The sequence below is a fragment of the Tolypothrix campylonemoides VB511288_2 genome, from assembly GCF_045999855.1.
GTDB lineage: Bacteria > Cyanobacteriota > Cyanobacteriia > Cyanobacteriales > Nostocaceae > Scytonema > Scytonema bouteillei_A.
Map to the genome: position 1 here is coordinate 301,547 of NZ_JBFPMW010000009.1, position 12,978 is coordinate 314,524.

A 12,978-nucleotide genomic window follows, 5' to 3' on the forward strand; every position below is an offset into this window, starting at 1 on the left:
GTCTTGATAGGTAAGTTTGCTTATAAGTCGCTTGCCTCCTGCTTATTGAGCTATGGTGGTGTACACAAGTCTTCTAAAGTGCGTTCTTGCAGTTTCGATCCCCCCTAGCCTAAAAAAGGAGAGAATTGGAATCAACTTTCCCTGTTATCTGGGTGTTTTATATTTTTTCTAGAGATCTTTATTCTCAAGTTGAGATGTACTGCAGTGACTTTTTATTTATTACACTTGTAATGAATATTTTTCCTCTTGGTTTAGTATTTTCCTGATGGACGATTAAAATTAAATAGCCTTTTGAAACGGGAGCATTTTAATTTGGAAAAAACACGTTTGCGATTGAAATCGCCGCTATACAAGCTAAGTCTACCTACGTGGATTTAATAAAAAGTCCGCGTAGGCGGGCTTTGTTTGTATAGCCTCAGAATTCTATTCTGAAGGCAATTGGCACTTTGGAATGCTCCCTTTTGAAACAATCATATTCATTGTAATTCATATTATGTTCATAAATATTTAAAAATATACACATTACAAAATTTTCTCTGAGAAGGGTACAAGTATAATAAAATGAGGTGCTAAGAATGGATGAATATATCCTAGTAGATTGCGGCTTTCATGATGAGTTAGAGGCATTGGCGACGATGCGCCAAAAGTGCTGCATCATTTATCGGGGTGTGGCAGATGAGGTTTTGGAGATACAAGACCAGATTGTGGATATTTATTCAGCCAATAAAGCTGACTTTCTTAGATTAAGAAATAGTACTGAAATTCGATTAGATCGAATTATATCAGTCAATGGCAAGCCGATCGCCTACTGCTCAAATTAACTGGTGCTTTCTGCTAAACAAGTCTCATGCTGAGAAGTTTACAGCTTATATAGAAGCTGGCTGTCAAGGATAAAATTTCGTGATTTAATCAATTTGTTACATACGGATTTCTGATTTATTGATTTTCGATCGGATTTAAGAGTGTATAAGTGGGTGTAGATAATACTGAATAAATATATAGCTTGAGCTTGCTTTTCAAAGAATCACAGAGTTTGCAGTCATACTTAATTTTGAAGGAGAAAAATGTAATATGCCCAATACTATGAATAATTCTCGAGACTTGCTACCTTCTAACATAGAAGAGATTCAATTAGGTGGTACCGAACAAGAAATACAACACAATCCCTTTTTAATAGCATGGTCAAAAATCACTACTTTTTTTAAAAAAGTTCAAGTAAAGAGCGATGTAAAATCCAAACAAGAGTCTCAAGCCACAGTAGATTATGTAAATTTTGGCAAAGAACAATATTATTACACTCGGTTTGCAGATCGAGTTGATCCATCTGTTTATTACACAATTTTCTTATCTCAAAAACGCTGAAACAGCGATTGGTGAATGGTGAGTAGTTAATTTTCATACTTAAAAGTAGGGAATGAGAAGAATAAATTTCTTTTTTCCACAAATAAACAATGGTGCAAGTATCGTATATCTAGATCGGATCTCTCATCTCGTTCTTAGGCTCCACCGGGGAATGCCTTTTAGGAGGCTCTCTCTGTCTCCCGAATTTAGAATGAACTATCTGAATCCAAAATTTTTTAAATATACTTTAAGAAATTACTTGAATGTGAAACGCACTACTGATGGGATAAGATGAATTTGCCCTAGCAACTTTGTAGAGACGTGCTGTTTCAAACGTAAAGACGTTTGAAAATTTAGCTTACAGACACTAGATATGTGGTGGAAAAGATGTAGGGGCGCAAGGCAAGAAAGAGCACCTCTACCAAGATTTTAGGGCAATGCATATTTAATTTCCAACAGATGTCCACTAATCAAGCAGTCTTGCTAGATATCTGTGGTTGCGTCCACAACTGCTTCTGCAGCTACCATTAAATGGTGTATAAAAGCAGCATATCCATTTGGACAGTGAGTTTTGATAATAGTTAAATCAATCTCAAAAGCTAAGTTCCATCTAATTTGAAGCGGACGTTGATTGCTACTTTCTTCAAGAAGATAAGTTGATTTTACGAGCGCTGTCTCTAAAAAATCTTTTGTATCATCTAAACTTTCTAAATTTTCAAGTTGTTCAATCTCTACACTTAAAATTTTAGAAACAGTTTGAGTATCAGCTACTAACCATGTCTCGAAATTTTTAATCGCTAAACCTCCTGCACTGCGATCGCTTATTGCTTGCTCGTTGACATCTAAATGATTTTCACGAACTTTATTCAAAGCACGCTCTAAGCGACGCTGTCTTTCAGACAGATTGTTATCCGCGTCAGCCACAATGACAATCATGTCTACTTCTTCGGGTTTCCATGAGATAACTACCTGTGCTAAATATTTTGGATCTAAGATTGAGTGTCCGGTTCGTCGCTTAAAACAACGGCTCTCACTGATTGATGGGTGTCTCTGTACAAAATCACAATCAGGAAGTCCAGCACTTTCAAGCTCTCTCCTAATTAAAGTATGAAGTGCTCCCTCATTATTTCTTTCAATCAATTTTCCACCATCTTCTGGTTTGATATAAGGAATACTTCCTCCCAGTTCTGCTTCACCTTCAGCAATTGTCGGGTAAGGTTTGAGCGTTACCGCTCTCCCCTCCCCTAAGAACCGTACATGAGACTTTCGCACTCATACGGCTCAAGCCTTACTTCAAACGAGTTTTCACTGGGGTTTTGTGTACCTGTTTATGGCACGCTTTGTGCAGGTGCTGGAGGTTTCCCACGTCGTCTGTTCCACCTTCTGCAACAGGTACTATGTGATGGGTTTCGATTTCCTCTCCATTGAATAATGGTTCGCCACATTCTGGACAAATCCAGTTTTGGTTTTCTGCTATCTTATATAATTTGGAACCCTTCTCAAAGCGAGATTTCCCAAATTTTTGGTGGCGTTTTCTCCAGTACTCTTTTAAGGAGGGGTCATCGGGACTAGCGTCGCCTTTGACTTTTATGTGGCGTTCGATAGGCGTATACGCGATTTGATATAGGACAAGTTCTTTATCCTTACCTTGTCGGTCACTTGTTGTACAAGCAAATACCCACTTGTTACCTTTAATGGTCTTAAAGTAACGCCAGCGTACCCATTTTGAGTTTTTATTGGGGTGTCTACGCTTTGCCCAACGCCAAAGGTATTGCCATACTCGGTGTGAGATATAGCCAAAAGTTTCCTTGCTGACTACCGCTTTGTAATAGTTAGCAAAACCTCTGAGAATTGGATTAAGCTTGTAAATAAGAACTTCCTGTTCTACACCATTCAGGTTTTTGATTTCCTTACCAATCCGCTTGCAGAAGGTTAACACCTTCTTTTTTGACGGCTTAATCAGGAGTTTTCCATCGTAGTGCCGGGAGTTGAACCCCAGGAAATCGAAGCCCTCTTCCATTGACGTGATTACCGTCTTCTCAGCGCTCAATTCAAGACCTCTCTTCGACATCCATGCTTGAATCAGGTTTTGGGCAGTTTCGAGACTTTCCTTGTCTTTTGCCGTGACGATGAAATCGTCGGCATATCGCACCACGCCAAATTTTGGGTTGGTGGCTTTTATATAGGTTTCTAAGCCATGCAGCCCAATATTGGCAAGTAAGGGTGAGATGACTCCTCCCTGTGGTGTGCCTTGTTCTGTGAGGTGAAGATGTCCTTGGAACACAAAACCCGCTTTTAACCATCCTTTGATGAGTTCCCGTTTTGGGAAGTTGCTCACCATGTTCAGAATGGACTCATGGGCAATGTTGTCGAAGAATCCCTTGATGTCAGCTTCTAGAACCCAATTGTGCCATCTTGAAAGCAAGTTGAAGCTTTGTTCTATTGCGTCTTGACAGCTTCTTCCCGGTCGGAAGCCATAACTGTTTTGTTCAAATACGGCTTCCCATTCGGGTTCGAGTGCGTTCAAAACCATTGCCTGTTCGATTCTGTCGCGCACGGTCGGGATGCCGAGCGGTCGAAACTTGCCGTTAGGCTTAGGTATTTCTACCCTTCGTGTTGGTTTAAGGTTTCCCCCTTGCCAATTGTTTACCAGAATCACCCGTTGCTCTGGGGTGTTGACGATTTCCTTGTCAATTCCTGCCGTTGCTTTTCCAAGATTTGTCTGGGTGATGCGTCGAACAGATAATAGTAAGTTGGCGTAGCTTCTTTGCATCAACTTCTGTAAGTTTCTCAGCTTACGGAAGTCCCCAAGCTGACTCGCACGAAAGATTCTTTGCCGTAGGTTTCTGACAGCTTTATTAACTTTTTTCCAATTAATATGGTTCCAGTTTACTAGCTGTTTCTTCAGTCCGTTTGAAGTCAGTTCTGACATCATCTAACTTGTCCTTAGATTAGATTCCTTTGTTTAGTTTCCTTCGTATAAGACCCAGAAGAAGTCTGCTTTTCCTTTCGGTCAGGAGTGATGTTTCAGCCCCTATCTGGTTTGCTACAAACCAGCATTCGCTTTTTCTTCCATCCTTTACCCTCCAGAGAGTTCCGTCTTTGTTACCTCAGACCTACTAAGAGTAATCGACCTCTCTTAGACTCTGTAGGGCTTACCCTGTTGTACCGTTTAGTTTTCTATCCTCTTTTAGGTGCTATCTATTCTGCGATGGAAGTTATGTTCATACGATTTATAGATGGACAAGCTATAAATCCGATCCATTTACCTTTTGGTCAGAGCTTATCAGCCCGATTTAGCTCCTTTTCGTATAACGCAGTTTATCTAATAGTTCACTCGCGTTCACCTTTAAAGGATTCCCCTTTGCCCCTGACCGCCTTAGGGCTGGCAGCTTCGGTTACTTTCGTGGTCTGCATTCCACCTCGTTCATTACTTACTTGAGGCGTGACCGGACTCTTATGAGCCTTTTACGCCGGGGTAGCGGGTATGAATCCGCTAGGGAAGTAGGCTTCCCGTACTAAACGACCTTTTCAGGTCGCGCAGCCCAATACGAATCGGACGATTCATACCGGATTGCCTCCAAATATATTACTAAACCAAAGCTCACCTAATGCTCCATCGTAAGCTTCCAGTGCTTTTTGGAAACGTATAGAGTCTGTGGGTAAGGCATGAACTTGAGTTTTACCTTCGTTATCTAACTCAACAGCACGGACTTCATGAGGTTCAACATAATTAAGCAGTACGGGAGAATGAGTTGTGATTAGAACCTGAACGGGCTTACCAGTGATTCCTTCTATAGAAACGATTTTTAATAATTCTACCATTTTATGTAGGAGCCAAGGATGAACTCCGTTCTCTATTTCTTCAAAACAAATGATACTTGGAGTATTTTCTTGATATAGTGCAGTCAGAAAAGCTAGGATTCTCAGTGTTCCATCTGATATGTCAGAAGCAGGAATATGGTGTTCTGAATATTTATCAATTAATTCCAGCAAAAAAGTTTGATTGGTTCCACGAGGCAAGACAATTCTTTGTATATTAGGAACAAGCCGCCTCAAGCGATCTTCCAATTCATCAAAACTTTTACGATTTGCGTGTAAAATATCAACTAAAGCATAAGCAATTCCTTGACCAGTCCTATCCATTGTGTCAATTAAGGAGGCTTGAATGGAGAGATTGACTGGTGCAAAATCATAAATGTTAACCTTTTTCAGGGCATTAGCGAGAAAGGAATCTCGGTATTCATTAACAACTAAAAATTCTCTTAGTTCCTGTGTATATTGAGTTGTTCGACTACGAGTCTTTTCAAAAGTCTTTATATCAATTCTGCGCTCTTGATAATTAAGCTGAAGTGATAGGTCTAAAAGATTTTTGGATTTGTTAGAAAGAGTGCTTTCTGCTGTTGATAGCGTACTGACTTCAAACAACAAATAATCTCGCTTTCCATGCCAAAATTTAGATTCAATGCTTTGCTGGTTCTTCTCTACAGTCGTTAAAGACTCTGCAAACAACTGTATGACTTCTGTAGTGTTTGTAGTAGATATTAGCCTTTGGAGAAAATTAGATAACACAGCAAGAGCTTCACAAATATTCGACTTTCCAGAACCATTAGGTCCAATGAATACGGTGAATGGTTCTAAATCGACTTCAGTATCAAAAAGGCTCTTATAGTGCTGAACTTTTATTTTAGATAGCATCGTGTTCAGAAATAAGCACGTTTAAATATTCTATCTTTTTTTGTCATATTATAAGAATGCTCATTGCTCTTTTAAGTAGCTATTATCACTACGTACAGTAAAAAGTATGAAAAAGCCATTGGCGGTCGCTCCTCAATCCCTTTTCTCTCGTTAAATTAGCAACTTGCAAAATTTTTGTCATAATTTAATTTTCTTGTAAGATAAATTTACATCGGATAAAACTTCGCCGATAATGATAACCTATCTGGAAACAGGGAAAGCAACAGTCCTCGAAAATTTACGAATTGTGCGAGGACCGTATTTACAACTGGGTAGTGAGTCTAGCATTGCAATCCGCTGGGCTACTGATACTCCAGTCCAAGGCAGGGTGTGGTATGGTGAGTCTCCTGAAAGGCTGTGCTTGGTACAGGACGAAACGACAATCGCCTGTAACCACGCAGTTAAGTTAAGTCAGCTTGCGCCAGATACAAAGTACTACTACGCAGTCGGAACACCAGAGGGATTGCTGGCTGGGAAAACAGAAGATTTCTTTTTCGTCACTGCACCATCACTAGACTTAGCACCTGAGGATATTCGACCCTTACGGATCTGTGTTTTAGGAGATGCAGGACGTGGAAATGATATAGCTGCAAGTGTACGGGATGGATACCTAAAATTTACAGGAAGTCGCCATACCGACCTCTGGTTGATGCTTGGTGACAACGCTTACGATACTGGAACCTATGAAGAGTACCAACGGGGAATATTTGACATGTATCCCCAACTTCTTCAAAGTAGTGTCTTGTGGACGGCAATTGGCAATCATGATGCAGGATCTGCTGATTCACTCTCACAGTCAGGTCCCTACTACGAGCTGTTCTCTATGCCAACTTGTGGGGAAGTAGGTGGTTTGCCATCTGGAACGGCAGCTTATTACTCTTTTGATTATGGCAATATCCACTTTATTTGCCTTGATTCCTATGGATGCGATCGCACCCCAGAAGGAGAAATGTTAAGTTGGCTGGTACGGGATCTTGCAGCAACAGATAAGGATTGGAAAATTGCATTTTGGCATCATCCTCCTTATACAAAAGGCTCACACGATTCGGATACCGAAATTGAACTCATAGAAATGAGAGAACAAACGCTTCCTATCGTAGAAGAAGCAGGAGTAGATATTGTGCTGACCGGTCACAGCCACTCCTACGAACGTTCTTACTTAATTGACGGACATTATGGTACCTCTGATACCTTCACCGAACAGATGAAAAAAGATGGAGGAAGTGGGAGAGAAGGTGAATCGGGCGCATATCAAAAACCCGTCCAAGCTTCTCATGCTGGAACAGTTTATATTGTTGCAGGGACTTCTGGTCTTGCCGATCGAGTATCCCCCCATCCAGCAATGTATACTTCACTCAGTATTCCTGGCTCGCTAGTAATAGATGCACACGGGAAAAGACTTCATGTCCAATTTATTGATAACGAGGGCAACGTTCGGGATGAGTTTACAATGGTGAAAACTTGCTCTTGAAGTCCAAGCTAGTTGTGATTTTCTTTATCAAATTCGCGGATGGGTAGCTGTTAGGAAAGAACTTACCCAAGAAATGCCTGAATTTCTGTTGGTGTAAGGTTTGGAGGCAATTTTCTAATCAGACACATCCGCGCTTCTCACCCAGACTGGATTTCAGCTATTTTGACTCTACTCAATTTCAATTTGCCGTGTTAAGATAAACCCATCCGCGATTCTGAACCATGACAACCACATAGAGATAAGTTTTCCAGATCCTACAGTTGCAACTTATACGAACCCCTTTTAGGGATTGAAACAAAAAGGAAAAGCCCAAGCCAAAAGGGTTTGGGAAGTTGCAACTTATACGAACCCCTTTTAGGGATTGAAACCCTCTGGATTGGACGGCTATTCAAGGGGAGATTGGGTTGCAACTTATACGAACCCCTTTTAGGGATTGAAACATAATGAAGCTACACCCAAGTACAACAAAATGGAAGTATGTTGCAACTTATACGAACCCCTTTTAGGGATTGAAACTGGCGAATACAAGTACGAAATAAAAACCCCCACGCGTTGCAACTTATACGAACCCCTTTTAGGGATTGAAACGGATAGTACAGCATTGCAATACAAATGTATACGCTGGTTGCAACTTATACGAACCCCTTTTAGGGATTGAAACAACCAAATTGAAAACCTGGGGCGACCCAGGCTTACGTTGCAACTTATACGAACCCCTTTTAGGGATTGAAACCTTTCTCCCAATACCCCACATACTGAGCAAGTCTTAGAGTTGCAACTTATACGAACCCCTTTTAGGGATTGAAACAACGAAGCGTATACATCAAAAACAGTTAGCTGGGTTGCAACTTATACGAACCCCTTTTAGGGATTGAAACCGGCTTCCTCTCTATACTTGGGTGAATGAGCTAGGTTGCAACTTATACGAACCCCTTTTAGGGATTGAAACTACGGTACTTGCTGACGAAGGTCTACAAAAAATTGTTGCAACTTATACGAACCCCTTTTAGGGATTGAAACAGTTTCAATCCTGGGAGGGGGTCAAAGAGCGAGATTGGTTGCAACTTATACGAACCCCTTTTAGGGATTGAAACTGTGGAAATCAATTACCGAACAATTGACTGATGAACGTTGCAACTTATACGAACCCCTTTTAGGGATTGAAACAGGACTTGGATCTGGTAGTTCACCAAGCAATCTCCGGGCGTTGCAACTTATACGAACCCCTTTTAGGGATTGAAACCTAATGGATAAGTTCCACCAGAAAAAGTAGTGGGTTGCAACTTATACGAACCCCTTTTAGGGATTGAAACTGGGCTTTCCATTTTTACACAGAGAGACGTAATGGTTGCAACTTATACGAACCCCTTTTAGGGATTGAAACCGGACGCTTCACCATAAGATTCAAAGTAAGGGGTTGCAACTTATACGAACCCCTTTTAGGGATTGAAACTTAGTCGTATGTGCAATATAAAATATGTGACTAGTTGCAACTTATACGAACCCCTTTTAGGGATTGAAACCTACAACAAGATTTGGCATACCCGACTGGGTTTCCACGTTGCAACTTATACGAACCCCTTTTAGGGATTGAAACCTAGTAGGTCTACCTACAGGCGGTGCTGTACGCGTTGCAACTTATACGAACCCCTTTTAGGGATTGAAACAAAAATCACAGGAGAAGAAAATGACGACTGTCGCTGGTTGCAACTTATACGAACCCCTTTTAGGGATTGAAACGGATTTGGGTTGTTTGGATCTAATTCTGGAGGTTGCAACTTATACGAACCCCTTTTAGGGATTGAAACTGGCTTGACTTGCACTCCTTCAAGCGATCGCTCCCATGTTGCAACTTATACGAACCCCTTTTAGGGATTGAAACTGAATGGAATCCCCGTATTTTATGTAAAGACGAACATTGCAACTTATACTCAATCATCTTAAGTCGGTACAAGCTTGGGATAGTGTTACATAATCCACTCGTTCTAAATCATCACGTTTGAGCCAGCTAGCAACAGTATATTTTTTTTCACCTTTAAATCTATTTAGCAAATAAAAATCAATAACTAAAACATCTTGCTCTTGCAAAAATTCGTTAGTAAAGGCATCTGGATCTTGGATTTGATCGGCTTTTAGTTTACGAAGATGGGAGCGAAATTTACAGAAACCATTTTCCGATCTGTACTCATCTTCATCTCTATTGTTGGAAGATTCTATTCTATTATTAGGAAATTGTATTATTAAATCATAATCTCCTTGCTCAGCATAAAGCCTTTCTATCGATTGACCATTATTATATAAATGATATCCACTATAACAGCCAACATCACTAGCGATAAAATAGATAGATTTTGTGTGTAACCATAGAGACATTGATTTGGCAGTCTCTTCAGTCAGGGAAATTATATTATTTGGTAATAATATGAATGGACTAATGATAGTCCAAGAATGTTTCCGAAGCTGCAACATTAAAAAACTAGGTAGCTCTACAATTTCAATTTCTCGCTCGTATACATCATGTTCCCAATTAATTACCTGTTTCATCTGACAAATAGCTTGACCAACTTGCTCAATTGTTGCTTTAACAAGAACACAAAACCCATTAAAATCATAGGTCATAATTCCTCTTCTGTTCTCTAAGGAAACATTTGATATATTACTGCTGGTTAAACTTTGCAAGTTCTCAAAATCATCACCACACACTTGCCATGGCATAATAGTTTAACTTAGATTTTTAGGATGCATTTATTATAATTATTTTGAATCTGAATAACAATAAAAAACACGTTTTCGATTGAAATTACCTCTATACAAGCTAAGTCTACCTAAGTGGACTTAATAAGAATTTCGCGTAGGCAAACTTTGTTTGTATAGCCTCAAAATTCTATTCTGAAGGCAATTGACGATCTTAGGGATGCTTCCAGAATAATTTGTATATCTCTTTTTTTATCCGAAATATAATTATTTATTATGCTAATATGAGTAAGTCTGTGAACATACTAATTACTAGTGTGTAATGGTGGCAAATATACTAAATAATATAATAAATTCAATAAATTAGTAATAGCAAATACACGGTTATTAAATAAATTAATAAGTAGAATTTACACTTAATTTAAGAGTTAAACATAACATTTCTGATAGTGTTTCAAATAAAATCAAGAGAGAGTGATATTATTAATAATGAATCTGTAACAATTCTAGTATAGCTATACATGGGTTTAGAGAGTTATTTGAGAAGGCACGAGGAAAATCCATGACACAAACACTTTCTCTAGTTATCTCAAAAAGAGGAGCTATAACTCAGTTGATTTATACCTATCTTACACAAGCTTTTTATGCTATTAATTTAATAAGATACCGCCTTCAATATCCTAAGGTGAAATTTGGTATTGGAATTAAGATACGAGGTAAATTTTCTATTGTTGGTAAGGGCAAAGTAGAAATAGGAGAGAATTGTGCTTTTATTAGTAGCGATAAAAATTTACCAAATAAAATTGTGACTCAAGATTCTGGTGCTAAAATATCTATCGGAAATAACTGCACCTTCTATGGAACAACTCTATCGGTAGAAGGTAATGGACAAATAGAAATAGGTAATAACTGCTATTTTGTTATTCACAGTTTGATCCCAAATAGTATTGAGGTTCAAGAGGCAGGAGCAAAGATAACTATTCGCGATCGCTGTTCTTTTAACGGAGCAAAAGTGATTGCTAAAAATTGTGTGGAGTTAAAAAAGCAATGTTTTGTAAGCGATAGCTTAATTGTTGATACTGACTACCATAGTGTTGAGATTAACCGTTGGGACCCCAATACACAAGTAAAAACTAAACCTATATGTGTAGGTGAAAATGTTTGGCTTGGTAGTCGAAGTGTTATCCTCAAAGGAGTCTCTATTGGTAACAATTCGGTAATTGGATTGGGGACAATTGTCAGACAGTCAGTTCCAGAAAATGTGGTGGTTATCGGAAATCCGCAAATAATTATCAAAAAGCTCGACACAAATATACTTCCCTACAAGTTCCCAGAAGATTTGTAACCATTCCTCGACTATCGCGGTACCAGGCTGTACTATCTTCATCTTCAGAAAATTAGCTAATGTGTGAAGATACAGCAATTCATAGGATGACTGACATGGAATCTTCTGAATCAAATGATATAGACCTAGACATTGTGATTCCCAGCCGTATACTTTTTCCTACTATGGTCTATTCTATCCCACAAAATCAGCTTGAAGTTAATGCTCCTATTAAATTGAATGTTCGGGTTGTCCAAAAAAATTCAAATTCCCTCACTCTCAACCGCTTTCAACCCTTTATTCCCGAGCTATTAACACCAGATGGACAAATTCTACCAGGAGATTTGATTCGCGAAGAGGTTGTGATTAACGATCGGCAAAACAGACTGTTCGGATTCAATCAGAGGAAAGAATTTAAATGGTGGAGAATCAGACATAACGCAGCCACACTTTTTTCTTTGAAAGCAAAACTTTTTTGGCAAAATAGCTCCCTAAAATTAAAAATTACAACTCTTCCTGATGACAACCAAAGTTCTGTTAGCCCTAAGTACTTTTGGTATTTTGATGTACTTGAAGCAAAAACCTATCAGCTGAGATTTATCTTGAATATTGATGGTGAAACAACATTGTCTGGTGAATCAGATATTGGACAACAAAGTACTGCACCTCATCCCCCTTCAGAAATGTTGGCAACCCCTTGGCTGAATCTTCGTTTAGTCCAACCCTTATCTACTGACAATTGTGCAGTTGAAGTGGATGGAGTCTTGTTCAAAATAGAGATGCCAGAGTCGGTGTTGAATATCCCTCCTAGATGGTGGAATATCCCTTTTCTGGGAACGAGAAATAAAACAGATGTCAAGCTAGGTATTCGCATTACTAATAATACATCAACGGCTCTTCGCTTCTACCAAGCAGGTTCTATTGAGGTAACTCTCATAAGTGATGACGGTCAAGAAATAAATTCTACTAGTGAGCCTATAAGACTTATACATAAAAAATTCAATTATTACTTACTTCAACCTGGAGAAAATGCGTTAATTAATTTAGATGGAATGCTTTTCTGGGATTCTGGTCAGCTTCAACTTGCTATTCCTAATAAAAGTCGTAACTACTTTGATGGCAAAGGAGCTTTTGACTATTTTCTCGATCTTAAACCTGGTAAATCGTATCAAATTCAACTGAGATACCGCGTTTCTGAAAGAGCAAAACTTGTAGAAGAAGAACTGTTAGAAAAGATCTGGACTGGGTGGATAGCTCTGCCCTTTATAGAATTTCGTCTGAGTAACTACTAGAGGAAAAATGAAGCGCAATCATTATATTCATTGATTTCTCTTCTGATTTCACGCTTAGGATAATGTCTTTTAGAACTCTCATATATTGGAGCTACAAAAAATGCGCTTTGTGCAAAATT

General features: G+C 39.1%; 9 protein-coding genes and 1 CRISPR repeat array. Of the genes, 5 read left to right on the plus strand and 4 right to left on the minus strand.

The window, feature by feature from the left end; all coding sequences use genetic code 11:
* Positions 1 to 575: 575 nt before the first annotated feature.
* Positions 576 to 821 carry a hypothetical protein gene (locus AB0756_RS25870; RefSeq protein WP_038082279.1) on the plus strand — a complete coding sequence of 82 codons (246 nt, stop codon included), beginning with the start codon at positions 576 to 578 and terminating at the stop codon, positions 819 to 821.
* 250 nt (positions 822 to 1,071) lie between these two features.
* Positions 1,072 to 1,362 (plus strand): hypothetical protein, encoded by a 291-nt coding sequence (locus tag AB0756_RS25875; protein WP_038082280.1) that lies wholly within the window; start codon positions 1,072 to 1,074, stop codon positions 1,360 to 1,362.
* Between the two features lie 462 nt (positions 1,363 to 1,824).
* Here the strand turns inward: AB0756_RS25875 and AB0756_RS25880 are convergent, their stop codons facing one another.
* The 3 genes from AB0756_RS25880 to AB0756_RS25890 all read right to left on the minus strand — a co-directional run bounded on the left by AB0756_RS25880 (position 1,825) and on the right by AB0756_RS25890 (position 6,039).
* Positions 1,825 to 2,613: a hypothetical protein gene (locus AB0756_RS25880; protein ID WP_237265973.1), complete on the minus strand. Its 789-nt coding sequence runs from the start codon at positions 2,611 to 2,613 to the stop codon at positions 1,825 to 1,827.
* Positions 2,614 to 2,629: 16 nt separating this feature from the next.
* On the minus strand, positions 2,630 to 4,276 hold the full coding sequence (gene ltrA / locus AB0756_RS25885) for a group II intron reverse transcriptase/maturase (RefSeq protein WP_038082281.1): 1,647 nt from the start codon (positions 4,274 to 4,276) through the stop codon (positions 2,630 to 2,632).
* Between the two features lie 629 nt (positions 4,277 to 4,905).
* A complete protein-coding gene (locus AB0756_RS25890; protein ID WP_038082283.1) occupies positions 4,906 to 6,039 on the minus strand; it encodes an AAA family ATPase in 1,134 nt (377 codons plus the stop codon).
* 232 nt (positions 6,040 to 6,271) lie between these two features.
* Between AB0756_RS25890 and AB0756_RS25895 the strand changes: the two genes are divergently transcribed.
* The gene (locus tag AB0756_RS25895) at positions 6,272 to 7,549 is read left to right on the plus strand and encodes a purple acid phosphatase family protein (RefSeq protein ID WP_038082284.1); all 1,278 of its coding nucleotides are present in this window, start codon (positions 6,272 to 6,274) and stop codon (positions 7,547 to 7,549) included.
* 259 nt (positions 7,550 to 7,808) lie between these two features.
* Positions 7,809 to 9,431: direct repeats of the CRISPR family, unit length 37 nt; unit sequence GTTGCAACTTATACGAACCCCTTTTAGGGATTGAAAC.
* Positions 9,432 to 9,484: 53 nt separating this feature from the next.
* Here AB0756_RS25895 and AB0756_RS25900 read toward each other — a convergent pair.
* The gene (locus AB0756_RS25900; RefSeq protein WP_408019752.1) at positions 9,485 to 10,264 is read right to left on the minus strand and encodes a hypothetical protein; all 780 of its coding nucleotides are present in this window, start codon (positions 10,262 to 10,264) and stop codon (positions 9,485 to 9,487) included.
* Between the two features lie 541 nt (positions 10,265 to 10,805).
* Here AB0756_RS25900 and AB0756_RS25905 point away from each other — a divergent pair.
* Together AB0756_RS25905 and AB0756_RS25910 are read left to right on the plus strand one after the other, a co-directional pair.
* Complete coding sequence (locus AB0756_RS25905; RefSeq protein ID WP_050046647.1) at positions 10,806 to 11,588, plus strand: DapH/DapD/GlmU-related protein; 783 nt, start codon at positions 10,806 to 10,808, stop codon at positions 11,586 to 11,588.
* 59 nt (positions 11,589 to 11,647) lie between these two features.
* On the plus strand, positions 11,648 to 12,859 hold the full coding sequence (locus tag AB0756_RS25910) for a hypothetical protein (RefSeq protein ID WP_408104018.1): 1,212 nt from the start codon (positions 11,648 to 11,650) through the stop codon (positions 12,857 to 12,859).
* Positions 12,860 to 12,978 lie beyond the last annotated feature (119 nt).

What these genes read in the sequence shown, in the direction of transcription:
- AB0756_RS25895 (WP_038082284.1), top strand. Translation starts at nt 6,272, where the DNA reads ATGATAACCTATCTGGAAACAGGGAAAGCAACAGTCCTCGAAAATTTA.
- AB0756_RS25890 (WP_038082283.1), bottom strand. Translation starts at nt 6,039, where the DNA reads ATGCTATCTAAAATAAAAGTTCAGCACTATAAGAGCCTTTTTGATACT.
- AB0756_RS25870 (WP_038082279.1), top strand. Translation starts at nt 576, where the DNA reads ATGGATGAATATATCCTAGTAGATTGCGGCTTTCATGATGAGTTAGAG.
- AB0756_RS25900 (WP_408019752.1), bottom strand. Translation starts at nt 10,264, where the DNA reads ATGCCATGGCAAGTGTGTGGTGATGATTTTGAGAACTTGCAAAGTTTA.
- ltrA (WP_038082281.1), bottom strand. Translation starts at nt 4,276, where the DNA reads ATGATGTCAGAACTGACTTCAAACGGACTGAAGAAACAGCTAGTAAAC.
- AB0756_RS25875 (WP_038082280.1), top strand. Translation starts at nt 1,072, where the DNA reads ATGCCCAATACTATGAATAATTCTCGAGACTTGCTACCTTCTAACATA.
- AB0756_RS25905 (WP_050046647.1), top strand. Translation starts at nt 10,806, where the DNA reads ATGACACAAACACTTTCTCTAGTTATCTCAAAAAGAGGAGCTATAACT.
- AB0756_RS25910 (WP_408104018.1), top strand. Translation starts at nt 11,648, where the DNA reads ATGTGTGAAGATACAGCAATTCATAGGATGACTGACATGGAATCTTCT.